Origin of the sequence: Aquimonas sp. (assembly GCF_044377145.1) — a bacterium.
Classification (GTDB): Bacteria; Pseudomonadota; Gammaproteobacteria; order Xanthomonadales; family Xanthomonadaceae; genus Aquimonas.
This window is the reverse complement of record NZ_JBILJQ010000018.1, coordinates 36,345-59,917: the sequence shown is the minus strand read 5'-3', so window position 1 is coordinate 59,917 and position 23,573 is coordinate 36,345. Positions and strand designations below refer to the sequence as shown.

At 70.6% G+C, this 23,573-nt stretch carries 13 protein-coding genes; 4 read left to right on the top strand and 9 right to left on the bottom strand.

Annotated elements, in window-relative coordinates; all coding sequences use genetic code 11:
* Window positions 1-685 precede the first annotated feature (685 nt).
* A complete protein-coding gene (locus ACIQ7H_RS07980) occupies window positions 686-1,009 on the bottom strand; it encodes a DUF1161 domain-containing protein (protein WP_395790162.1) in 324 nt (107 codons plus the stop codon).
* Window positions 1,010-1,212: 203 nt separating this feature from the next.
* Here ACIQ7H_RS07980 and ACIQ7H_RS07975 point away from each other — a divergent pair, with 203 nt between their 5' ends.
* The gene (locus tag ACIQ7H_RS07975; protein WP_395790160.1) at window positions 1,213-2,508 is read left to right on the top strand and encodes a GGDEF domain-containing protein; all 1,296 of its coding nucleotides are present in this window, start codon (window positions 1,213-1,215) and stop codon (window positions 2,506-2,508) included.
* Window positions 2,509-2,564: 56 nt separating this feature from the next.
* Here the strand turns inward: ACIQ7H_RS07975 and recD are convergent, their stop codons facing one another.
* The 3 genes from recD to recC are packed head-to-tail and all read right to left on the bottom strand — an operon-like array spanning window position 2,565 to window position 11,736.
* A complete protein-coding gene (gene recD, locus ACIQ7H_RS07970) occupies window positions 2,565-4,508 on the bottom strand; it encodes an exodeoxyribonuclease V subunit alpha (RefSeq protein WP_395790158.1) in 1,944 nt (647 codons plus the stop codon).
* Window positions 4,505-8,149: a UvrD-helicase domain-containing protein gene (locus ACIQ7H_RS07965; protein ID WP_395790156.1), complete on the bottom strand. Its 3,645-nt coding sequence runs from the start codon at window positions 8,147-8,149 to the stop codon at window positions 4,505-4,507. The genes recD and ACIQ7H_RS07965 overlap by 4 nt, the downstream gene beginning before the upstream one ends.
* Window positions 8,146-11,736: an exodeoxyribonuclease V subunit gamma gene (gene recC / locus ACIQ7H_RS07960; RefSeq protein WP_395790154.1), complete on the bottom strand. Its 3,591-nt coding sequence runs from the start codon at window positions 11,734-11,736 to the stop codon at window positions 8,146-8,148. Before recC ends, ACIQ7H_RS07965 begins: the two co-directional genes overlap by 4 nt.
* A gap of 164 nt (window positions 11,737-11,900) precedes the next feature.
* Here recC and ACIQ7H_RS07955 point away from each other — a divergent pair, with 164 nt between their 5' ends.
* Window positions 11,901-13,226, top strand: coding sequence for a TolB family protein (locus tag ACIQ7H_RS07955; protein ID WP_395790152.1), 1,326 nt, complete (start codon window positions 11,901-11,903; stop codon window positions 13,224-13,226).
* A gap of 10 nt (window positions 13,227-13,236) precedes the next feature.
* Here ACIQ7H_RS07955 and ACIQ7H_RS07950 read toward each other — a convergent pair whose 3' ends face one another.
* The 5 genes from ACIQ7H_RS07950 to ACIQ7H_RS07930 all read right to left on the bottom strand — a co-directional run bounded on the left by ACIQ7H_RS07950 (window position 13,237) and on the right by ACIQ7H_RS07930 (window position 20,994).
* Window positions 13,237-14,358 carry a DUF2855 family protein gene (locus ACIQ7H_RS07950; protein WP_395790150.1) on the bottom strand — a complete coding sequence of 374 codons (1,122 nt, stop codon included), beginning with the start codon at window positions 14,356-14,358 and terminating at the stop codon, window positions 13,237-13,239.
* 93 nt (window positions 14,359-14,451) lie between these two features.
* A complete protein-coding gene (locus tag ACIQ7H_RS07945; RefSeq protein ID WP_395790148.1) occupies window positions 14,452-17,625 on the bottom strand; it encodes an efflux RND transporter permease subunit in 3,174 nt (1,057 codons plus the stop codon).
* Window positions 17,626-17,651: 26 nt separating this feature from the next.
* On the bottom strand, window positions 17,652-18,992 hold the full coding sequence (locus ACIQ7H_RS07940; protein ID WP_395790146.1) for an efflux RND transporter periplasmic adaptor subunit: 1,341 nt from the start codon (window positions 18,990-18,992) through the stop codon (window positions 17,652-17,654).
* Window positions 18,989-20,275: a TolC family protein gene (locus ACIQ7H_RS07935; RefSeq protein WP_395790144.1), complete on the bottom strand. Its 1,287-nt coding sequence runs from the start codon at window positions 20,273-20,275 to the stop codon at window positions 18,989-18,991. The genes ACIQ7H_RS07940 and ACIQ7H_RS07935 overlap by 4 nt, the downstream gene beginning before the upstream one ends.
* Window positions 20,276-20,505: 230 nt before the next feature.
* On the bottom strand, window positions 20,506-20,994 hold the full coding sequence (locus ACIQ7H_RS07930) for a hypothetical protein (protein ID WP_395790142.1): 489 nt from the start codon (window positions 20,992-20,994) through the stop codon (window positions 20,506-20,508).
* Between the two features lie 104 nt (window positions 20,995-21,098).
* On the opposite strand from ACIQ7H_RS07930, the gene ACIQ7H_RS07925 reads away from it, so the two are divergent.
* Window positions 21,099-21,761 (top strand): response regulator, encoded by a 663-nt coding sequence (locus ACIQ7H_RS07925; RefSeq protein WP_395790140.1) that lies wholly within the window; start codon window positions 21,099-21,101, stop codon window positions 21,759-21,761.
* Window positions 21,758-23,173: an ATP-binding protein gene (locus tag ACIQ7H_RS07920; RefSeq protein ID WP_395790138.1), complete on the top strand. Its 1,416-nt coding sequence runs from the start codon at window positions 21,758-21,760 to the stop codon at window positions 23,171-23,173. The genes ACIQ7H_RS07925 and ACIQ7H_RS07920 overlap by 4 nt, the downstream gene beginning before the upstream one ends.
* The last annotated feature ends 400 nt before the right edge of the window (window positions 23,174-23,573 follow it).

Here is a 23,573-nt window from a genome sequence, read left to right as displayed (position 1 = left end):
TAGGTTGGGCCAAGCCGAAGGCGCGGCCCAACATCGCGAAGTCGCACATTGCGTCGAGATTCGAGCGTCCGGTGTTGGGCCGCGCTGCGCTTGGCCCAACCTACCTGCAGTTCCGACCGCCGCCGTGTTCTGGATCCTCGCGCTGCGTAGGTTGGGCCAAGCCGAAGGCGCGGCCCAACATCGCGAAGTCGCACGTCGCGTCGAGTTTCGAGCCTGCGGTGTTGGGCCGCGCTGCGCTTGGCCCAACCTACCTGCAGTTCCGACCGCCGCCGTGTTCTGGATCCTCGAGCTGCGTAGGTTGGGCCAAGCCGAAGGCGCGGCCCAACATCGCGAAGTCGCACGTCGCGTCGAGTTTCGAGCGTCCGGTGTTGGGCCGCGCTGCGCTTGGCCCAACCTACCTGCAGTTTCGACCGCCGCCGTGTTCTGGATCCCTGAGCTGCGTAGGTTGGGCCAAGCCGAAGGCGCGGCCTAACATCGCGAAGTGGCACGTCGCATCGAGATTCGAGCGTGCGGTGTTGGGCCGCGCTGCGCTTGGCCCAAGCTACTGGCCGCGCCGACCGCCCCGCCACACTTCGAATCCCGAATCCCGAATCCCGCGTCACCAAACGGGCCGTCCCTGGCCCTGCCCACCACGACGCCGGGAGACGTCGCAGCGTGCTTTCTGCGCGGGTGCAGCGGCGTGGCCTTACAGCGCGTTCTGGGCAATCGTTTCCAGTGGCGCTACGACCACTGCGGCGGCCTCGGTGTCGGCTTCGGCCAAGCCGCGCTGGTAGGCGATGCGGCGGCTGCCGCCGTTGCAGCTGCCAACGATACGGCCGACCTGTTCGGCCTCGGGCTCGACGATCTGCAGCTGGTACTGGCGGACGCCGTTGGCCTCGATGCGGGCGGCGATTTCCTGCTTGAGCTCTTCGCAATCCTTGTGGCCGCTCGGCGCGCTGGCCTCGACGGCATCGGCGCTGTGGGCGGTCAGCAGCAGGCTCAGTACGGCAATCATCAGCGAACGCTTCATGTCTGTTCTCGGGGTGGGCGACGCGGGGCTGGCGTCGAGGCACAGCTTCGGCCCGGCGGTGGGCCGCGCTCGGGCGCGTTTGTGGCGCAGCGCGGGCAAGTCCGCGCGTTTTGCGGGCGCTGCCGCAAAACCCGGTATGCCGATTGCAACTGCGACTGGAGATTGCGACGAAACCCCGGCGCACCCCGACCGCCTGGAGACCCATGAAATACCTGCTGCGCATGGAATCGGTGCTGGCCCTGTTGGTGCTGCTGTCGATCGGCCTGCTGGTCGGTGGCCCGCTGCTGCTGCGCACGCACCTGCTGATCGCGCCCGACAGTGGCTTCGTGACGGCGCCACGCGCGGATGAGGGTGCGGGCGGCAACAGCTTGAGCGAAGCGCTGCCGGGCACGCCATTCGGCTGGCGCTGTGAGCTGCGCGACGCCACCGCGTATCCCTTCTGCGGCTACGAGATCCTGCTCGAACCGCAGCGTCTGCACGGCCTGGACCTCAGCCGCTACGAGCGCCTGCGGCTGCGGCTGAGCTATCAGGGTGGGGCGCGCAGCCTGCGCCTGTTCCTGCGCAACTTCGACCCGAGCTACAGCCGCATCGATGACCCGATCTCGACCAAGTTCAACCAAGTCGAGTTCAGCCCCGACGCGGGCGAAGTGACGCTTGAAGTCGCGATGCGCGACTTCTACGTCGCCAACTGGTGGATGAGCGCCTACAACATCGCCCCGCAGTTGGGCCATCCGCAGTTCGACAACGTGGTCAGCATCGAGCTGCAAACCGGCACCGTGCCTGTGTTGGGAGAGCACCGCTTCCAGCTGCACAGCATCGAGCTGCAGGGCCAGCATGTCTCGACCGAGCGTCTGTATCTGATCCTCGTCGTCGCTTGGCTCAGCCTCACCATCGGCTGGATCATCCATCGTGTTCTCGGCCTGAAGCGTGAGCTGTCCATGCGCCGCCAGCGCGAGACCGAACTAATGCAGGTCAATGCGGTACTCGACGCCCGCGACAAGCAGTTGGAGAAGCGTGCCCAGACCGATCCCTTGACTGGCGCGCTGAATCGTCTGGGGCTGGAAGAGGGCATCCGCGCGGCGCTGGAGGATCGACGCGGCACCGGCGCTCCGCTGTCCTTGATCCTGCTTGATCTCGACCACTTCAAACGCATCAACGACCTGCGCGGCCATGCCGAGGGTGACCGTGTGCTGAGCGCGCTGACGCGGCTGGTGCAGAACAATACCCGCGAAACCGACCGGCTGGCGCGCTGGGGTGGCGAGGAGTTCGTGCTGCTGTGTCCAAACTCCGGCAAGCACCAGGCGCTCGGCCTGGCCGAGAAGCTGCGCGAGCTGATCGCCGGGCATGCGTTCGATGTCGAGCTGCCGGTGACCGCAAGCTTCGGCGTCGCCACGCTGCGCGCCGATCAAACCCTGGAACAGCTGTTCGCGGATGCCGATGCGGCCCTGTATCGGGCCAAGCATGCGGGCCGCAATCGGGTCGAGGTCGCCGACAGCTGAGCGCGGCTCCGCGCAGGCCGGGTTCGCGCCCGACTCAACGGCGGTCTCAACCGCAGTCAGCGATCGAGCAGGCGCTGGCGCAGTCCACTGACGCGCTGCGAGGGCTGGGCGATCGCTGCCCGCAGCGCTGCCGTGCTGGCCCAGAGTTCCAAAGCCTGACGGGCGCGGGTGGCGCCGGTGTAGACGAGGGCGCGGGCAAGAATCGGATGCGTCGCTTCCGGCGGCAGCAGCAGGGCGACCCGGGCGTACTCGCTGCCCTGGCTCTTGTGCACGGTGATAGCGAAGGCACCGGCGTGCACCGGCAGGCTGCCCGGACTGAAGGCGCGCAGACGTGTCGCCTGCGCCGGATCGGCAGCGCCGCTGGCATCGCCACTGCTGCGGGTCTCGAACCACACCCGCAGCTGACCGTCGGCGCTGCGCAGGCACAGCCCGACATCGCCGTTGAACAGGCCGCTCGGGTAGTCGTTCTGCTGGATCATCACCGCGCGGCCGGCAAACCAGGCTTGTCCGGCGGCGATGTCCAGCCGCGCCTTCAGCAGTCCGCTCAGGCTGGCATCGGCCGCACGCGCGCCGAACGCGGTTTCGCGCAGGGCGCACAGCAGCTGCTGCTGGCGCAGCTCGGTCAGGCAGGCCTGCACGGCCTGCTGTTCGGCCGCCGGATCCGCCGGAAGCGCTGCGAACGCATCAGCCGCCTGCAGCTGCGCGTGGATCGCCCGCGCGTGCGCCTGCAGTGCCGCCGCCAACGCGCGCGGGCTGTCGACTTCGCGCCGCAGCACTGCAGATTCGGCACTGCGGCAGGCGCTGTCGAAGGCCTCGACATCGCCGGCCTGGATCGCCTGGTTGACCGCCTGCAGCGACTGTTCGGCGCGGAAGCTGTGGCTGAGCCGAACCAGATCGCCGCGTGGCGCGGCCTGCAGCGCATCGACCAGATCGCGCAGCACCGAGCCGGTGCCGACCGAGCTGAGCTGCTCGGCATCGCCGACCAGCAGCAGGCTGGCCGATACGGGCAGGGCATCGAACACCGCGCGCAGCAGGGCCAGATCGACCATCGAGGCCTCGTCGACCACCAGCAGATCGAGCGGCAGAGGACGACCGGCGTGATAGGCGTGACCGCGGCTGGGTCCACGGCTGCCGAGCAGCCGATGCAGGGTGCCGGCCTCGGCCTGCAGCACATGATCGAGCGCCGGCTGCCATTCGGCGCCAAGCGCCGAACTGCCGCTGCGCAGCGCCAAGCCGCCGGCCTGCAGCGATTCCGCCAAGCGCTGTGCGGCCTTGCCGGTGGGCGCCGCCAGCCGCAGCCGCGGCGGCTCACCGTAGCGCTCGGTGTGCTGGCGAACGCGCAGCAGCAGCATGCGCAGCACGGTGGTGGTCTTGCCGGTGCCGGGCCCGCCGGTGAGCACGAACAGGCGACGCGCGCCGAACTCTGCCACCGCCTCGCGCTGGGCCTGCACGGCGGTGCTGTTGTCGCCGCCGAACAGATCCTCGACGCGTTGCGCGGTCAGCGTCTGCAGCGCGCCATCGACCTCGGCAGCGCTGTGGGCGGACGAAAGGCTCGGCCCACGGCGCGCGCGGATCGCCGCCGCCAGCGCCTGCTCGTGCGCGAAGTTCCGGCGCAGGTAGAACTGCTCGCCGTCGAGCACGAAGGGGCTCAAGGCGATGCAGTCATCGGAATCAATCTCAGCCCCCGCATCGCTACTGCCAGAACCTCCAGCAGCGCGATCCGCAACCGCCACCAGCGGTTCGGCCGCCAGCGCCTGCAGCGCGTCCTCGCCCAGTGCCGGCAGATAGCGGCCGCTGCCCTCGCCGGCAACGATCAACACGCTGTCGCCCTGGCCTTCGGCATAGCTGGCCCAGGCGGCGACGCGGGCCAGCAAAGGCGAGCCGCCGTGGGCCAGCACCCAGCGCGCGACCGCGCGATCGAGTGCGCGCCAGTCCTCGCTGGCCAGCGCATCGGCCAGGCGCCGGCGAAAATTGAAGGCGCCGTCGGCGGCGGTGTTCATCGGCTCAGCTCCAGCGTTTGCATGCCGGCCAAGGCAGCCTGCACAGCGCTGATCAGGCCATCGCTGAAGCGCTGGCGCCAAACGCCCGCGCCCGGCGCCAGCCCGGCCGCGCGCAGGAACAGATACACGCATTCGCCGAGCTGCTGCTGGCGCGAGTAGGCGGCGCCGAGTCGCTGCGCCAGGTAACGATCCAGCGCCAGCGTGTACAGCAGGGCCTGGAAGCGGTACTGGCTGGCGTCCATGTGTCCGGTCAGCGCGTCGCCGCTGTAATCACTGACCCGCTCGCCCAGCCAGTTGCCCTTGTAGTCGAGCACGTGGAAGCGGCCCTGCACGCGCAGCACCAGATCGATCTTGCCGGTCATCAGGCCAGCGACGCGGCGGCCGCCGGGTGGAATCAGATCGGGCTCGCCGTGCTCGGCACAGGCCTGCGCCAGTGCGGCGAGGCTGATCTCGGGCAGGGCGAACTCGAAGCCCATTTCGGCGCGCTGATCGACCGCCGGCACATCCGCCAGTGACACCTGTGGCGCTTGGCTGAGGCCCAGCGGTGCGGCCAGTGCGGCGTCGAGCCGCTGCGCCACACGTTCGACGCAGCCCTCGAAACCGTGCTGGCGGAAATCGCGCTGGCGCAGCCCGGCCAACTGCAAGGCCGCGCGCACATGCGCGCGCTGCGCGCTCAGCGGCTGACCGATGACCCGCGTCTCCAGCAGCGTGTGCAGGGCATTGCCGAAACCGGCGCCGCGCAGCTCGGACAGGGCGAGCAGTTCGGGATGCGCGGCTTCGTCCACTGACACGTCGACGGCCGTGTCATCCACTGCGGTCGCGCTATCGGCTGCGCCATCGAGCTCAAGCCCGGGCGCCGCCGGCTGCAGCTCGTCGAGCGCGGCGGCCTCGGGATCGAGCGCGCCGTCGGCCCAGGCGCGGCCGGCGCGCGAGAGACCGGTGAAGCTGTGCTTGGATTCCAGCACCCGCCGCGGCAGCGGCTGCAGCGGGCGCGCGGAGCGCTCAGTCGAGTGGGTCTGTTCATCGACATAGCGGACCAAGCCTGGATCGCGCCAGCCCTCGCGCCAGCCGATCGACTGCAGCTGGGCCGGGTCGAACTCATCACCTCCGACGCCCGCGCGCGCAAGCAGCACGTCCAGCGCCGAGGCATCCACGCCCTCGCAGGCGGGGCTTCTGGAGCGGCCGTCCTTGGGCCGCAGCGGCGACAGCGCGAACACATGGCAGGCGTGCACCGCGCGGGTCAGCGCGACGTACAGCAGGCGGAAGCGCTCGTCCTGCAGGTCGCGTCGGTGCAGCGCCTTGGCAGCGTCGTCGAAGCCCAGCCGCGGGCGCTCGGCGCGGCCATCGGTAATCCGAAACGGCGCGGATTCGTTGCGTCCACCCTGCGCCCACAGCAGGGGCAGCAACACGATCGGGAACTCCAGGCCCTTGCTCGCATGCAGGGTCAGCAGGCGCAGCCTCGGCTGCTGCGATTCGATCCGCAGCTGACGTTCATCGGCGCTGCCTTCATCGATGCCGTCGAGTCCGCGGCGCTGCGCGTCCAGCCAGGCCAGCAGTTCCTCCGGGCCGCCGAGGTGTTCGGCTTGATCCTGCAGCAGTTCGCCGAGATGGCGCAGATCGGTCAGCAGACGCTCGCCCTGGCGGGTCTGCAGCGCGCGTGGTGCCAGCAGTTCGAGCAGGCGCTCGATCAGGCCGGCGACGCCGCGCTCGCGCCAGTCCTCGGCCAGGCCGCGGAACTGGGCGGCGACATGCTGCAGGGCCTCGGGCTGCTGTTCCCAGGCGCGCAGTTCGGACAATCGCGCGCCCCACAGACGGGTCGCCGCCGCGGCGCGCAGGGCGCCGGCATCGTGGTTGTGCAGCACGCCGTACAGCAGCACCTGCAGTTCGCGCGCGCAGTCCTGGCCGAACACGTTGTCGCGGCTGGTGCTGACGCAGGGCACGCCACGCGCGTCCAGCAGTGCGCGCAGGCTGGCGATGTCGCGCGCGCTCGGCAGCAGCACCGCGAGGTCGCCGGGTGACAGCCGACGGCCGTCGATCCGCTGGCCCGGGTCGTTCAGCAGTTCGACAATCTGCGCCGCACAGGCGCGCAGCGCCCAGCTGCGTCGGGCCGGCTGCGCATCGGGCGCTTCGGCCTGGTAGTGAACGATCAGTGCCTGCCGCGGCGGCTGTCCATCCTGGGTATAAGGGCGCGTATCAGCTCGCCCGGCGGCGCTCACCGGCAGGTAGTGGATGCTGTGCTGCGGGTCGGTCGACAGCACGCTGCCGGCGCGCTCGAACAGCTCGCTGCAGCCGGCCACCAGGGCGCGGGTCGAGCGTTGATTGACGTCCAGCGTGAGGTACTCGTCGGCCTGCTCGGCGGCACGCTGGTAGGCGTGTATATCGCCGCCACGGAAGCGATAGATCGCCTGCTTGGGGTCGCCGATCATCAGCAGTCGGCCGCGCGGTGAGCCATCGGCCTCGCGATAGATGCGGTCTAGGATCGCGTACTGCAGGGCATCGGTGTCCTGGAACTCATCGACCAGGGCGACCGGCCAGGCGGCGTGCAGCGCATCGGCCAGCGGGCGCGCATCGTCGGCACGGGCAGCCTCGCGGCTGAGCGCGGCGTCGACGGTTTCGAGCAGGCTGTCGAAGCTCTGCAGCCGCCGTTGCGCCAGCAGTACCTGCAGACGCGCGCGCGCATCGGCGACCAGCACTTGCAGCAGGCGCAGCGGCAGCTGCTGCGCGCGCGCCGCAAGTTGTTCGCCCAGCGGCTGCGCCGCCGCGGTCGCCGCCAGTACGCGTGAATCGTTCTGCGCGGCCTTCAGCACGCCGGTCAGGCCGCGCGCCTTGCACAGGCTGCCGAGTTCGGACTCACCGGGCGGCGGCCCGTGTGGTGCGCGCAGGCTGTCGGCGAGTGCGCGCAGTGCGCGCGGCAGCACCGCGTTCTTGGCGAACACGCCGGGCAGCTCGGCGACGCTGTCGAGCTGATCGGCCAGCGCCGGGTCGGCGGCAAGTTCGGCCAGCTCCGCCGCCTCGATCTGCATGCCCGGCATCAGGCCAAGCTTCAGCCACTCGCGCAGGCGCCTGATGTCGAGCTCCAGCCCGCTGGCCTCCATCAGCAGGCGCAGCGGCTGATCGTCAGCGCCCTGCTGCAGGCAGCGCCAGAGGTCCTGCACCACTTCGTCCAGCAGCGCGTCGGAGGCGACCAGCTCGCCGCCGTCGAAGTCGACGCCGCAGGCGAAGGGTTGGTCGGCGAGGATGCGCCGACACAGGCCGTGCAGGGTGCTGATCGGCGCGTGATCGAGCTCGGCCTGGGCCAGGCGCAGGCGCTGCAGATCGGCCAGCGCCGTGGCCTGCGTGTGCCAGCGCGCCTGCAGCCACAGCGCAGCGGCATCGTCGGCCGCCGACGGATGTTCGATGCCTGAACTGTGCTGCGCGGCCTGCGCTTCGGCCCACAGCAGACGCCGCCGCAGGCGCTCGCGCAGCTCCTGAGCGGCGGCTTCGGTAAAGGTGGTGACCACGATCTGGCGCGAGCTGAAGCCGAACTCCAGCAGCAGACGCAGGTACAGCACCGCGATGGTCCAGGTCTTGCCGGTGCCGGCGCTGGCCTCGATCAGGCAGCGGCTGCCGGGCGCCAGCTGCAGGCTCTGCCAGCCGCTCACGGCGGCGGCGCCAGATCGAGGCAGGCGTGCAGGCGCTCGGCGAACGCGCGCAGGCGATCCAGATCTTCGCTGCCCGGCTCAAGATCGAGCTCGGCCACCAGCAGGCGCGCATAGCCGGGCGCGTAGTCGCTCTCGCCGGTGCGGAACGGCGGCGCGCTGGTCCAGGCCTTGTCGACCGCATCGGCGAGGCGCTCGGCGAACGGCGGTGCATCGGGCTTGGCCGGCTCGCGCTCGACGCACAGCGCGCTCCAGCTGCTCTTCGGCAGATAGGGCAGCTGGGCGCCCTGGCCTTGCAGCCACCACTGCAGCAGTTGATGCAGGCGCGCTTCGAGCTGGCCCAGCAGGCTCTGTTGCAGCGGCGCGTCGGCAATGCACAGGGCGGCGTCCCAGGCGTTGAGGCCGTCGATCCACGGCGCCGACGATGCGGAATCGAGCAGGGCCAGAATGCGCAGCGGCTGAACAGTCTGCACTGATCCCGCGCTGAGCAGACGCAGGCAGGCCCAGTCGATGAACAGCGGCAGGCGCTGCTTGAAGTCCAGTTCCCCCTCGGCCAGCAGCAGCGAAGCCTTGTCGCTGACTGTTGCCCGCGGCCAGGCCCGCAGCAGCCAGTCACCGCCCGCTGCACGCGTATAGAGGCCATCGACTTCGCCGAGCAGTCGAGTGCGCTCGATGCGCAGATCAATCGCCGCGCTGTGCAGGCTGCGGCCATCGAAATCCGGCGCCGCAGCCGCCAGCGTTTCCAGCAGCGCCTGCAGCTTGCTGCGCTCGTCAGCCCAGGCACGCAGGCCCGGCCGCCCCGGCGCCAGCAGGCCGCCCAGGCGCAGCCAGGCCGGTGGTGCTTTCGGCACGGACACGGCAGCGCGCTGCAGCAGCCCGCGCAGCAGGCGCTGGCTGACCTGCTCGCGCGCGTCCAGGCGCGACTGCAGCGGCTCGCTGTCGGGCAGGCGCTCGTCGTCGAGCGCATCCAGCCGCAGCTGCAGGCCCTGCGCCAGCACCTGCCGCGCCGGATCACGCCAGAAGCCGTGCAGGGCGCGCAGTTCGAGCTGTGCCGGCAGCTCGGTCGGTGCGCTCAGGCTGCTGTCGACGAAGGGCGGCAGTGCGGCCAGCCGACCGCTGCGCGGCAGTTCGACAAAGGCCTGCTGGTGCGAGTACAGGCGCGGATCGCTGGCATCGAAATGGCGCGGGTCGAACGGCTGCAGTGGGTGCTCGATCCGCCACGGCCGCGGGCTGACGGTGTCATCGGGATCGAGCCCGGCGCTGGCATCAAGCAGGGCCAGCAGTTCGCCCAGCGGCGCCGCCGGGTTGCGCTGGCCGCCGTCCTTGACCGCCGCGCCGAGATAGCTCAGGTGCAGCATCTGCCGCGCCGACATCAGGGTTTCCAGAAACAGATAGCGGTCGTCGGTGCGCTGCTCGCGGTCGTACATCCGCGGCTGTTGGCGCATCAGATCAAGCCCGCCGTCGGCGGCGCGACGCGGGAACTCACCCTCGTTCAGACCGAGCACGGCGACCAGGCCGAACGGGATCGCGCGCTGCGGCACCATGCCGCAGAAAGTTATACCGCCGAGCAGAAACGGCTGCCGCTCCGGCACCGCCTGCAGACGCTCTTCGAGCAGGTCGCGGACCAGCTCGAACGGCAGCTCTGGATCGAGTTCGAGCGCACCCGGCTCGGCGGCCAGGCCCTGCAGCAGCTGGCGCAGCGCGCTGTCGGCTTCGCGCGCGGCGGCATCGTCGGGGTCGATCCGGAACAGGCTGTCGAACACCGCGTCCAGCCGCTCCGCCCAGCGGCTCAAGGGCAGCCGCGATTCGGCCAAGTCGAACAGGCTCTGCAGCGCCTGCAGCAGCGCATCCAGCGCGCCGACCTGTTCGGCGCCGGCGCCGTGCACGCCGGCCAGCGGCGCGAGCTCGCTGCCATCGCCGAGCTGCACTCCACGTGGCTCGTCTGCACCGGCGCTGTCCTCCAGCAGATAGCCGGCCAGCAGACGATCGACGCCCCAGGCGAAGCTGTGCGGGTACAGCGGCGGCAGGCCGAAGCGCAGGCGGAAGTCGGCGTCGAGGCCGCTGCTGCTGTGGCTGGCGCGCAGCCACTCGGCGATGCCGTCGACGCCCTCGCCATCCAGCCCGAACCGGCGCGCGATCTCCGGCACCTGCAGCAGATCGATCAGCTCGGGCGCGCTCAGTCGCAGCGAGGGCAAGGCCAGCAGTCGCCGCACCGCCGCGAACAGGCGATGACTGCGCGCGGTGCTGACGTCAGCGAGGTGATACGGCAGCCGCGCTCGCGAATCGCCAGCGGGGCCGAACACCGCGGCGATCAGCGGCACATAGGCGGCGATGTCGGCGGCCATCACCACAATCTCGCCAGGCGCCAGCCGGGCGCGGCCGCGTGCGTCGGCGCCGGTCACCGCCAGCAGCACCTCGCGCAGGGCTTCGAGCTCACGCAGTCGGGTGTGGCAGGCATGCACGCGCAGGCTGTCGTCGCCGACTTCGGCGGCGCACACGATGTCGTCGTCAAGATTCACCCGCAGCAGGTCGAGGTCGAGCCGGCGCAGGCTGTCCTGCAGGCGCTGCAGTCGATTGACCGGCGCGCTGTCGGCGCGGTCGCGCCAGTGGCGCAGGTCCTCGCGCACTTCGTCGATCTCGGCCAAGGCGAGGAAGAACTGCTGGCCGAGACGGCCCCAGCGCGCCAGCAGCGGATGGCCGTGTTCGAGGAAGTAGTCGCCCTCGCCGGCGGCTTCGATCGCGGCGGATTCCTCGGCACGGCGCGCTGCCAGGGTGTCGAGATCGCGGCTCAGCCCGCCCCAGAACTCGCGGCAGGGGTCGGGTGCGTACAGCGCCACCAGCCGCGAGTCGGCCAGCGCGCGCAGCACGGCGAGCTCCTGCGGCGGGCAGTGGTTGAGCCCGAACACATGCAGCGGCGGCGCCGGTGGCAGCTCGCGCAAGCGCGGCAGCAGCTGCGCCAGCACGTCGGCGCGGTGCGCACCGAGGTCGCGCTTCAGCTGCCGCCACAGCGGCGCGATCAGTTCGCCCTCCAGCCGCGCGCGCGGGCTGTCGAGATGCGCCAGCACGCGCTGGCCGCGTTCCCAGCGCTGCAGCCAGTCGGGCCGATAGACCATGTACTGCGAATACAGCCGCGCCAGCCGATCGGCCAGCTGAAAGCGTCGCCGCGCCTGCGCATCGCGGCTGCCCTCGCCCAGGTAGTGCGCGATGCGCGTGGGGTCGAGCCCAGGTGCGCCCTCGGCCAAACGCTCGAACACCGCCCAGCGCAGCTGCGCACGTCGATACGCCGGCAGCGCCACCTCCTGCTGGCCGAGCTGCTGCTGCGCGAGGCGGTCGATCCAGGTGCTCGGCAGCAGCACCTCGAAGTTGGCGACGATGCCCTGCGGCCCGCGTGCCTGCGCCAGCGCGCGCGCCAGCCAGTGGCGCATGCCCGGATGCGCGGCGAGCACGGTCTGCGGGGTCAGCACATCGTCCGGCGGCGCCGCATCGAGCAGCTCCAGCAGCGGTTCGAGCAGGGCCTCAAGCCGGCTGGCGCGATACACCACCAGACCGCGTTCGGCGCGACCGCCATCGATGTGCTGCAGCTCTGCCACGCCGGCCCCGGGTCACCACACAAGGGCGCTAGTGTGCCCGCGTGGGCGGCATCGGAGGGCTGCGGGTTCGAGTCTCCGGCCGCAGGCACCCGGCTTGCCGCGTGCCTGACACGTTGCCGCGCCTGACCTCGTCACAGGGAGTACCCAACCGCGAGGCAATCGACATGGCTACCCGCATCCCGCGCCGCTTTCGGCAGTTGATCTCCCTGTTTTCCTTGCTGTTCGGCCTGATCGGCGCTTCCGGCAGCCAGGCGCAGTCGTATCAGTTCTTCCGCGTGCTCGGCCCCGGCGGCCAGCAGTCGAACGTGCCGATCGGGCAGGTGGCGCTGGCGGGGAACGGCCAGGTGCTGGCTTTCAACAATGCCAGCGGCGGCGTGTTCGGCGGTGGCGCCAGCGGGGCGCAGCTGGTCGCGCTGGATCTGGTCAGCGCCAGCTTCAGCCTCGCCAGTACCACCGCTGGCGGTGCGCCATCGGCCAATGCCACCGCAGCGGATCGCCCGGCGCTGTCGGCCGACGGCCGCTACATCGCATTCGAGACCAACTCGGCGACCTGGACCGGCGGCCTGGCCGGCGTGCATCTGGTGCGGATCGATCGCCAGAGCCGCGAAGCCCGCCTGCTCAACCTCACCACGGCAGGCAGTCTGCCGGGCGCGACCTTGAGCGCGCTCGGTGGGCTCTCGGCCGATGGCCGCTTCGCCGTGTTCACCTCGGCTGCGGCGCAGCTGGTCAGCGGTGATCCCGGCAACAGCAGCAACAGCGTGTTCGTGCGCGACGCCGAGCTGGGCCTGAGCGAACGCATCGATCTCGCGGTCGGCGGCGGTGCCGGCAATGGCGGCAGCTTCGGCGAGCTGCCCTCGATCAGCGCGGATGGCCGCTACGTCGCCTTTGCGTCGACGGCGACCAACCTGGTGTCACCGCCGCCCACCACCACCGGCACCCAGCGGATCTGGTTGCGCGACCGCCTCACCCAAGCCACCCGCTTGCTCAGTGTCGGCCCCGGCGGGGTTGACCTCACCGGCGCCGGCAACGCCGCGCTGTCGGCGGATGGCCGGTTGCTGGTGTTCCGCTCCAACGCGGCCGCGTCGGGCACATCGCAGCTGTGGGTCCGGCGGCTGGCGGACAGCGCGGCGATTGCGGTGCCCGCGGCCAGCGGTGGCGGCCGCTGCGACGCTGCGCGAATCAGCAACAGCGGCCTGGTGATCGCGCGGTGTCGGCAGAGCCAGCCCGGCCTGCCCAGCCAGGTCTACGCCTGGAGCCTGCAGCAGCCGACCCAGCCGCTGGCCTTGCTCAGCGGCAGCGATGCAGGCAACACCGTGCCGGGCAATGGCAACAGCGGCGCCAGTCTCGCGCTGAGTGCCGACGGCCGGGTGATTGCATTCGAGTCCGATGCCAGCGATCTGGTCGGCGGCGACAGCAATGCGGCGACCGACGTGTTCATGTATCTGGACCCCAGCGTGCTCGACGCACTGTTCGCCGACGGCTTCGAGTAGCGCGCGGCGCTCAGGCCCCGAAGCGCAGCAGATGCGCCTCATCCGCGGGCAGACGGCCCGCCATCAGCTCGTTCCACACCTGCACGATGGCCGCAGCGCCGGACTGCCGGTGCAGTTGCAGATGCGGGCCGAAGTGGCGCTGGATATCCAGCCAGGCGGCGTCGAAGCGCTTTTCGTAGACCTCGGTGCCCCAGGCCTTGGCACAGGCGAGCGCGGCACTGGGAGCGAAGAACAGCTGCTCCTGGCGCGGCACGGAGGCCGCTGCAGCTTCGCTGCGCCCGGCGGCGGTTGCGCTGCCGTGAGTCATGCCGATCAGCAGGCTGAGGCTGTCCACACCACCGCGCTGATGCACCTGCTCGCGCAGGCCGGCATGGCCGGCGAAATCGAGCAGGATCGGCGCGCTGCCGGCCGCGATCGGCGGCTGCTCGGCCAGTTCGGCATAGCTGCACACCGCATCGAACAGCGCGTGCGCCTGCACGCTCGGCACATTCGCCGGTGAGGTCAGGCCGATCAGCGGCGGGCGTGGCCGGTCGAAATCGCGGCTGAACATCAGCGCGGTCGCCAGTGCGGTCTTGGACGAGGCAGAGCTGAGCAGCAGCGGGCGAGTGCCGGTCGGATCGAGGCTGGCGAGGTGTTCGCGCAGCAGGAAGGCGGTCTGCGCCAAGGGCTGCAGCACCGGCTGCAGGGGATCGAGGGGGTCGTCATTCCGTCCAAGGCGCTGCAGCCACTGGTACACCGCCGGCAGCTCAGCGCGGGCGGCGGCGCCATCGAACAGCCGGCTGGCGCTGAGCCGGGTTGGTGCGATCACCCACTGCGAGGCCATCGGCAGAAAGCCGTACAGCCATTCACCGAACTCGACTCCGGGACAGGCGGACTCGACCACCTGCGCATAGCCCCACACCGGCACCAGGGCGTAGGCGCGGTCGTCGGTCGGGAAGAAATCGAAGTAGCGGAAGCGCTCGCCGAGCAGGGCGTAGGTCGCATTGTTCGCCGTCAGCGCGAACTCGGCGGTGGCCAGACGCACCTCGCCCGGTGCGAGCGACGGCGCGGCACAGCGGCGCTGGCGAGTCTGCGCTGGCGCGGCGCGAGCGACCTCGATCACGTCGAAGACAGGCGGGTTGAGGGTGTCCATCGGCAGCTCGCAGTGCAGGGAAGGGCGGATGGTAGCCCGCACGCGCGATGACGACGGTGCCGAACGGCGACAGCGCGGGGCCAGGCCGCGCCATCACCCTTGCCAACGTGCGCTGCGCCGCCACACCCAGCCATAGAGCACCGGCAGCACCAGCAGGGTCAACAGGGTCGAGGAGATCACTCCGCCGACCACCACGGTCGCCAACGGCCGCTGCACCTCGGCGCCGGCACCGACGTTGAAGGCCATCGGCAGAAAGCCGAGCGAGGCCACCAGGGCAGTCGTCAGCACCGGCCGCAGCCGGCTTTCGGCGCCCTCGCGAATCGCGGCCTGCAGGGCCAGACCGCGCTCGCGCAGGCCGCGGATGCAGTGGATCAACACCACGCCGTTCAACACCGCCACGCCCGACAGGGCGATAAAGCCGACCCCCGCCGAGATCGACAGCGGCAGCTCGCGCAGCCACAGCGCCAACACGCCGCCGGTCAGCGCCAGCGGCACGCCGCTGAAGATCACCAGCGCGTCACGGCCGCTGCCAAAGGCGAGATAGAGCAGGCCGAAGATCAGCAGCAGGGTCGCCGGCACCACCCAGGCCAGCCGTTCGCTGGCGGTGATCAACTGCTCGAAGCTACCGCCGTAGCTGACCCAGTAGCCGGGCGGCACCGCGACTTCGCTCGCGATGCGTTGCTGCAGCTCGGCGACAAAGCGGCCGAGATCGCGCCCGCGCACATTGGCGGTCACCACCACCCGGCGCTTGCCGTTCTCGCGGTTGATCTGGTTCGGCCCTTCGGAGATCTCGATCCGCGCGACCTCGCGCAGCGGCACCACGCCCGGCCCCCCGCTGGCCCAGTTGGCGAGGTGTGAGACCTCATCGGCATTGGCATCGGCGTGCGGCAGCGGAATCGGTAGATCGGCCAGCCGCGCCGGATCGCTGCGCAGGGCTTCGGGCAGGCGCACCACGATGTCGAAACGACGATCGCCCTCGAACAGCTGGCCGGCATGGCCGCCGCCGACCGCGATCTGGACCGCGTCCTGCACCGCATCGGCATTCAGGCCGTGCCGCACCAGTCCGGCGGGGTCGGGCGTGATGCTGAGCAGGGGCAGGCCGGTGGTCTGCTCCAGATTCACATCGGCGGCGCCCTCAATGCCGGCGGCGACGCGCTGGATCTGTTCGCCCAGCGCCGCCAGAGTGTCGAGGTCATCGCCGTGGATCTTGATCGCCACGTCAGCGCGCACGCCGGAGATCAGCTCGTTCATGCGCATCTGGATCGGCTGGGTGAACTCGTAGTTGTTACCCGGCAGTACGCTCACCGCGGCCTCGATCTCGGCCACCAGCTGGGCCCGCGGCTTGCGCGGATCGGGCCAGTCGGCACGCGGCTTGAGCATGACGAAGGTGTCGGCCACCGAGGGCGGCATCGGGTCGGTGGCGACCTCGGCGGTGCCGAGCTTGCCGAACACCCGCAGCACCTCGGGCACGGCCTGGATGCGGGTCTCCAGCAGGGCCTGCATCTGCACCGCCTGGCTCAGGCTGGTGCCGGGGATGCGCAGCGCATGCAGGGCGATATCGCCTTCGTCCAGGCTGGGGATGAACTCGCTGCCCATGCGGCTGGCCAGCACGCCGCTGGCCACGACCAGCGCTGCTGCGCCGGCCAGCACCGGCAGCCGTGCGCGCAGGGCCAGGCCCAACAGTGGCGCGTAGCCGCGGCGAGCCGCGCGCAGTACGCGGTTGTCGTGCTCGGCCACCCTGCCGCCCATGAACTGCGCGATCGCCGCCGGCACGAAGGTCAGCGACAGCAGCATCGCCGCCGTCAGCGCCAGCACCACGGTGAATGCCATGGGGTGGAACATCTTGCCTTCGATGCCGCTGAGCGCGAACACCGGCAGATATACCGCGGCGATGATCGCCACTCCGAACAGGCTGGGCCGGATCACCTCGGCGCTGGCGCTGGCGGTGAGCTCGAAACGCTCGTCGCGGGTCAGCACCCGACCCAAGGACTGCTGGCGTTCGCCGAACCGGCGCAGACAGTTCTCGATGATGATCACCGCGCCGTCGACGATCAGGCCGAAATCGAGCGCGCCCAGGCTCATCAGATTGCCGGAGACGCCGCCGCGCAGCATGCCGGTGAGGGTCATCAGCATCGCCAGCGGGATCACCGCCGCGGTGATCAGGGCCGCGCGCAGATTGCCCAGCAGCAGGAACAGCACCGCGATCACCAGCAGCGCGCCTTCGACCAGATTGTTGCGCACCGTCGCGATGGTGCGATCCACCAGCACGGTGCGGTCGTACACCGCGTTCACCCGCACGCCTGCCGGCAGGCTGGCCTGCACCTCGGCCAAGCGCGCCGCGCTGGCGCGGGCGACCGCGCGGCTGTTCTCGCCGACCAGCATGAACACGGTGCCTAGCACAACCTCTTCACCGTTCTGGGTGGCCGCACCGGTGCGCAGCTCGGGGCCTTCGCCGACCTCGGCGACATCGCCGATCCGGATCGGCACGCCGTCGCGGCGGTCCAGCACGATCGCCGACAGTGCGGCCAGATCGGCCGCCTGCCCGGGCACCCGCACCAGATACTGCTGGCCGCTGCGCTCGATGTAGCCGGCGCCTGCATTGCGGTTGTTGCGCGCCAGCGCGGCGACCACGTCCTGCAGGCTGAAGCCATAGGCGACGAGCTTGGCCGGATCCGGGGTGACGTGAATCTGGCGGGCGAAGCCGCCGATGGTGTTGACCTCGGTGACGCCGGGCACGCCGCGCAGCTGCGGCCGCACCACCCAGTCCTGCAGGGTGCGCAGATCGGTGGCGGTCCACGCGGTGCCATCGGGCCGGCGCGCGCCGGGCTCGGCCTCGACCGTGTACATGAAGATCTCGCCGAGGCCGGTGGCGATCGGCCCCATCTCCGGCTCCAGCCCCGCCGGCAGCTGCGAGCGCGTCTGCTGCAGGCGCTCGGCGACCTGCTGGCGGGCGAAGTAGAGATCGGTGCCGTCCTTGAACACCACGGTCACCTGCGACAGCCCGTAGCGCGACAGCGAGCGCGTGTAGGCCAGCCGCGGCAGCCCGGCCAGGGTCGTCTCGATCGCGAAGGTCACCCGCTGTTCGACCTCCAGCGGCGAATAGCCCGGCGCCTCGGTATTGATCTGGACCTGCACATTGGTGATATCGGGCGTGGCGTCGATCGGCAGGCGCTGGTAGCTCCAGACACCGAGTGCGGCGAAGCCGAGCGTGAGCACCAGCATCAAACCGCGCTGGGCGATGGCAAAGCGGATCAGGCGCTCAAGCATGGTCGCGCCTCCGCCGGTGGCAGGCGTCAGTGGTCATGTGAGGCTCCCGACTTTTCGATATCGGCCTTGACCAGATAGCTCTGCTCGATCACCACCGCATCGCCCGGGTTCAATCCGGCCAGCACCTCGACCTGCTGGCCGTCGCGGCGGCCGAGTTCGAGCGGGCGGATCTCGTATTCGTCGCCGACGCGGATGAACACCACATCGAAATCGCGAAAGCGCTGCAGGGCAGACAGCGGCACTCGCAGCGCGACTTCGGTCTCCTCCACCGTCACCTGCGCCCGCACCGCCGAGCCCGGCCGCCACTGGCCATCCGGGTTCTCTATGCGAGCGCGCGCCACCGTGCTCTGGCTGGCGGTAGCGGTCAGCGGCAGCACCCGCTCCAGCGTGGTCTCGATCTCGACCCCATCGGCCAGCCGTGAGACGCGCACCGACAGCCCCGGCCGGATGCGCTGGGCATCGGCGCCGAACAGATGCAGGTCGACCCACAGCACTGACAGATCGGCGATCTCGAACAGCGGTGCCTCGGCGGCGATCTCGCCGACGCTGGCGCTGCGCATCAGCACGGTGCCGGCCAAGGGCGCGGTGAGCGGATAGTTCGACAGGCTGACATTGCTCTCGACCGTAGCAAGACGCTGGCCGGCGCTGACGCGATCGCCCACCCCGACCTCGACGCTGCGGATCGGCCCGGCAAAGCGCGCCGACACCCGCGCATGACGGCCCTCGATCACGGTCAGTAGTCCCTGTACTTCGCGCTGGTCGCGGATCAGGCCCGGGCCGGCGGCAGCGACCCGGATGCCGGCCTGGTCGGCGACTGCCGCATCGATGCGGGTGCGACCCTCGTGGCTTGCGTACTGCCACTGCGCGCGTGCACCCGCGCCGAAATCGGCCTGCACCTGCACGTCAAACGAGTGCGGCTCGTACACCTCCAGGCCGCTGCGCAGATAGTCAGCCTGCACAACAAACGTGTGCACATCGACCGCGCCGCCGAGCCGGCTCAGGGTGACCTGCAGCTGGCCCGCAGCCGGCGCCAGCGGCTCGCCGTCGCGGTACAGCCAGGCGCGAAACTCCGGCGCGACGCCGCGCTCGAAGATCAGCAGCTCGACGCTGAGCGCGCCGTCGCGCAGCAGGCGACCGCCGTGCGGCCCTTGCCCGGTGGCGGGCTCGGCGTGGTCGTGGCTGTCGCCGTGGTCATCGTCATCGTCGTGGGCATGGGCATTGCCCTCGATTTCATCGTGTTCGGCATGCTCAGCGTGGTCGCCGTGCGCAGCAGCCGGCGCATCGGCCGGGTGGTCGCCGCCGCAGGCGCCGAGGGTCAGCAGGGCCGTCATCAACAGGCTGCGACGGACGAGATCGAGTGTGCTCATGGGGTGGTCTCCACTTCGGTCGTCGCGAGCGCCAGCGCTGGATCCAGCAAGGCCTCACCGGTCAGCCGCTGCAGTTCGATCAGGGCACGGTGGGCGGCCAGACGCTGCTGCAAGCGCTGCTGCCGCGCGTCGAGCTGTTCTGCCTGGATCTGCAGCCAGTCGAGATGACCGACCGCACCGGCGCGATAGGCGCGCTCGACCGCCTGTTCGGCCTGGGCCAGCGCGGGCAGCAGGTCGCGTTCGATCCGATCGGCGGCGTCCACCGCGGCATCGAGCGCGCTCCAGACCTCGACCAGGGTCGATTCCAGCCCGCGCGCGGTGGTCTCGCGTTCGAGCGCCAGCGCTGCCAGCTCGGATTCGGCGCCGCGGATTGATGGCGCCGCGCGGCCGGCGCTGCCGAACGGGATGCTGACGCTGCCGATCAGGCCCCAGTCGCGCTCGGCCTGCAGCCGGCGCAGGCCGAACTGCCATTCCACGTCGGCCACGCCACTGCTGCGCGCCAGCTGCAGGCGCGCCTCGCGCAGGCGCGCCTCGTCGGCGAAACGGCGCAGCGCCGGGCTGCGCTGCAGCAGGGTCTGCAGGCTGGCGAGGTCCGGCACCGGCGGCAGCACGGACAGGTCACGTGTGGCCAGCTCGATCGGCTCCAGCGCGGCGCCCCACAGCGCGCTCAAGCTGCGCAGCGCGCGCTGCTGCTGACGTATCGCCGCGGCGACCGCGCCTTCGGCGCGAATGCGTGCGGCCTCGGCCACCCGCTGCGCCGACTGCGGGGTGCTGCCGGCGCGCACGCGCTGTTCGATCGCCTTCTCCACCGCCTCGCGCTGGCGTAGATCTTCCTGCGCCAAGGCCTGCTGCTCGCTCGCGGCGACTGCATCGAGGTAGCGCCGCACCACCTCGGCCAGCAGGTCGAGCTGCAGCGCCTGCCGCTGCCAATCGATGCCGCTGCGCTGCAGCTCGACGAACTCAATGCGCGCCGCGCGTTTGCCGCCGCGCTCGAACAATGACGCCAGCGACAGGCTCAACTCCGCGCCGTCGAGGCCATGGGCCGCACCGCTGCCGAGCGCGTTCTCAACGCTGGCGCCGAGGCGCAGCGCGGGCCTCTGCGCCGCGCGTTCGGCCTCGGCCGCTTGCGTATCAAGTGCGAACTGCAGCCGCTGCAGCTCGGGGTGGTGGTCGATGACGCGTGCGAACGCGTCGTTCAAGGACAGGGGCGCAGCCGAAGTGATCGGCGCATGCGCGCCCAGCACAAGGGCCGCAGCGGCGAGCGCCGCGCGCAGCAGGTTCATGGGAAGGCTCCGGAAAGGGAAAGACCGGCTCAGAGCGTGCGAAAAATCCAGACGCCGTAGCGAGGGCGTCGCTGGGCGTTCGTGGCAAAGCGCGGTAGGTGAATTCAAGGGAGTTTGGCGGGCCAAATGACCGCAGAATTCGCGTAGCGCGCTGCCGCCACGGGCGTCCGGCGGCGGCCGCAGTAGGCGGATGGTTTTTTCACATGCTCTCAGCGCCGGGGCTGCAGCACCTATCCGGTGATCGGCGGACGCAGTGCGCGCGGCAGGGCGGTGTCGGCGCGCAGCCGCGCACCTTCGGCGAGCGGCTGCGCGACTGGCGCGAGGCTCAGCGGCAGCAGCTCGATGCTGGGCACGGTGGCCGAGTGCACGCAGCAGGGGCTGGCGTGCAGCAGGCGGCTGAAGGCGGATTCGGATTCGGATTCAGCACCGGGGACGGCTTCGGCCGCGAGTTCGGGTGCCGTGTCGTGCACGTCTGCGGGCTGAATCTCTGAGGGACCTGCAACGCTCAGCGCCGGCGTCGCCGCATGGCCATGCGTAGCGCCGTGGCCGCCGTGCGGGTGATGCGCCGGGTCGCTCAGACCGCTGCCCTGCAGCCAGTGCAGGGTCTCGTGCGCCTGTGCCGCCATCGACAGCGCCGGCTGCAGCACCAACACCAGCAACGCCAGCGCCAGCCAGAGCAGGCGTAGGGATGCGGGCAAGCGGGCGGAAGGACGCGACATGGCCGCGGACCTTAGCCGCTGCGGCCGGGGCTACACAATTGCATGCGTGCTGCGGACCATTTCGAAGGCCGTAGACTCATCGCCCTGCCACCGTCGGAGCGCCCATGCGCCTGCTGCTGATCGAAGACGACGCCCTGCTCGGCGAAGGACTCCAGGAGGCCCTGCGTCGCGCCGGCTACACCGTCGACTGGCTGCAGGACGGCATCAGCGCGCTGGCCGCTCTGCGCGACGGTGGCTTCGACCTGGCCGTGCTCGATCTCGGCCTGCCGCGGCTGGACGGCCTGCGCGTGCTGCGCGAGGCGCGCGCTGCCGGCGTCGCCGTGCCGGTGCTGGTCCTGACCGCACGCGATGAAGTCCGCGATCGGGTCGAGGCACTGGATGCCGGCGCCGATGATTTCCTCGGCAAGCCGTTCGACCCGGCCGAACTGCTGGCGCGGCTGCGCGCCCTGCTGCGTCGGCGCGAGCACTCGCCGCGGATGCAGCTGGGCTTCGCCGGCATCGAGCTCGACCCGGTCCGCTTCGAGGCGCATCTGGACGGGCAGCTGGTGGAGCTGCCGCGGCGCGAGTTCGCCCTGCTGCTGAGCCTGGTCGAGGCCGCGGGCAGGGTGGTCTCGCGCGATCTGCTGCAGCAGCGGCTGTACGGCTGGGATGACGACGTCAGCAGCAACATGCTCGATGTCCACATCCACCATCTGCGCCGCAAGCTGGGTGCGGAGCGGATCGGCACCGTGCGCGGAGTCGGCTATCGGCTGCAGGCCGCGCCATGAGAAGCCTGTCGCGACCCCTGCTGATCGGCCTGCTGCTGGTCACCCTGGCCACCGGCGCGCTCAGCGCCTGGGCAAGCTGGCAGGCGGCCCGCACCGAAGCCGACGAGTTGCTCGATGCGCAGCTGGCGCATTCCGCGCGCAGCCTGCAGGTGCTGGTCGGCGGCCTGCTGCCGGCCACGCCCGATGCCAGCGCCGCAGCGCGCAGCGTGCCGGTCTGGGACGGCGAGATGCGCGAACTGGGCGCGGCGCCGGCCGGTGCGCGCGGCCACGCCTACGAGCGCCAGCTGGTGTTCCTGGTCTGGCGCGAAGATTCCCTGCTGCTGCGCTCGAAGAACGCCCCCGTGCTGTCGTCAGATGCGGTCGGCGAGGGCTTCGGCGCGGTGCTGATCGACGGCGCGGAGTGGCGGACCTTCTGCCTGCATGCCGCCGACGGCCTGCGCTATTTCGCCGCCGAACCGATCGCATTGCGCCACCACATCGCCAGCCGGATCGCCCGCGGCATGCTGTGGCCGCTGCTGCTGGAGTTGCCCTTGCTGGCCCTGCTGATCTGGCTGGTGGTGCGCGCCGGCAGCCGTTCACTGCGACGGATCGCCCGTGCGGTGTCGGCGCAGGCCGGTGATGCGCTGGCGCCGATCGAGCGCGATCGGGTGCCGGCCGAGATCCACGGCCTGGTCGATGCGATCAACGGCCTGCTCGGCCGCGTCGACGAAACCCTGCGCCGCGAACGCCGCTTCATCGACGAGGCGGCGCACGAGCTGCGCACGCCGATCGCCGGCCTGCGTCTGCATTTGTCGAACCTGGCCGCGGCCGAGGACGAGGCCTCACGCCGCCGCGCGCTGGCGCAGGCGGAGCGCGGGCTCGGCCGGCTGCAGCGCGCGGTCGAACAGTTGCTGACCCTGAGCCGGCTCGGCGCCGCCGCGCCGCCGCCCGCGCTTGAGCCGGTCGATCTCGATCGCCTGCTGCAGCAGCTGCTGGCCGAGTGGGTCGACAGCGGCCTGCTCGCCGAGGACGCAGTCGAACTGGTGGCTGCGCCCGATCTGCGCGTCAATGCCGATACCGCCCAGCTCGGCATCCTGCTGCGCAACCTGGTCGACAACGCGGTCCGCCATGGCGGCACGCCTGCGCAGCTGCGCATCGAGCTGCAGGCCGAAGGCAGCGAGGTGCTGCTGGCGGTCGAGGACCAGGGCCCCGGCATCGAACCGGCCGAACGCGCGCGCGTACTCGACAGCTTCTATCGGGTGCCCGGCAGCCGCGCCGAAGGCAGCGGCCTCGGCCTCGCCATCGTCGCCCGCATCACTGATCTTTCTGGCGGCCGTCTGCAGCTGGGCGCCGGCCGCGACGGCCGCGGGCTGCGGGTGGAGCTGCGTCTGCCTGCGGCGACGCACTCCCCCGCGCGCGCTGAAGCTTCTTAATTCGGCCAACACATTAGCGTGAGGTGGGAGCACTTCAGACCGCGCATTCACACGTGGGCGCCGGATGTCTTCTTGACCCGCTACGGCCATCATTCGAGTGGCTGTGTCTACTCAGAGTCCGTTGTCGACAGATTCGATAACATGCGTGCCGCCACCGGTGACACCTGTGGGTGTATCAGGACAGAGTTGGAACGGAAAAACGGATCCAGGCCCGCAAAACGAGCAGGTCGTTTCTATCGAGTGCCAGAGGGCGCCGTCGGGAAACCTCAGCTGTGGCGCAGAGTTCGACAGGAGCCGATCTAGCGCCTTCGGCGGTGTCGCAAGCCGAGTCGCCTCTGGATTCTGGCGTGCAAACCCGTCGGTGAAAATTGGCCGAAGCCACCAACCTCTCCTCCGCTTG

Bases quoted from the DNA above. Each gene is read 5' to 3' on its own strand.
- ACIQ7H_RS07980 (WP_395790162.1), bottom strand. From the start codon at position 1,009: ATGAAGCGTTCGCTGATGATTGCCGTACTGAGCCTGCTGCTGACCGCC.
- ACIQ7H_RS07975 (WP_395790160.1), top strand. From the start codon at position 1,213: ATGAAATACCTGCTGCGCATGGAATCGGTGCTGGCCCTGTTGGTGCTG.
- recD (WP_395790158.1), bottom strand. From the start codon at position 4,508: ATGAACACCGCCGCCGACGGCGCCTTCAATTTTCGCCGGCGCCTGGCC.
- ACIQ7H_RS07955 (WP_395790152.1), top strand. From the start codon at position 11,901: ATGGCTACCCGCATCCCGCGCCGCTTTCGGCAGTTGATCTCCCTGTTT.
- ACIQ7H_RS07950 (WP_395790150.1), bottom strand. From the start codon at position 14,358: ATGGACACCCTCAACCCGCCTGTCTTCGACGTGATCGAGGTCGCTCGC.
- ACIQ7H_RS07945 (WP_395790148.1), bottom strand. From the start codon at position 17,625: ATGCTTGAGCGCCTGATCCGCTTTGCCATCGCCCAGCGCGGTTTGATG.
- ACIQ7H_RS07940 (WP_395790146.1), bottom strand. From the start codon at position 18,992: ATGAGCACACTCGATCTCGTCCGTCGCAGCCTGTTGATGACGGCCCTG.
- ACIQ7H_RS07935 (WP_395790144.1), bottom strand. From the start codon at position 20,275: ATGAACCTGCTGCGCGCGGCGCTCGCCGCTGCGGCCCTTGTGCTGGGC.
- ACIQ7H_RS07930 (WP_395790142.1), bottom strand. From the start codon at position 20,994: ATGTCGCGTCCTTCCGCCCGCTTGCCCGCATCCCTACGCCTGCTCTGG.
- ACIQ7H_RS07925 (WP_395790140.1), top strand. From the start codon at position 21,099: ATGCGCCTGCTGCTGATCGAAGACGACGCCCTGCTCGGCGAAGGACTC.
- ACIQ7H_RS07920 (WP_395790138.1), top strand. From the start codon at position 21,758: ATGAGAAGCCTGTCGCGACCCCTGCTGATCGGCCTGCTGCTGGTCACC.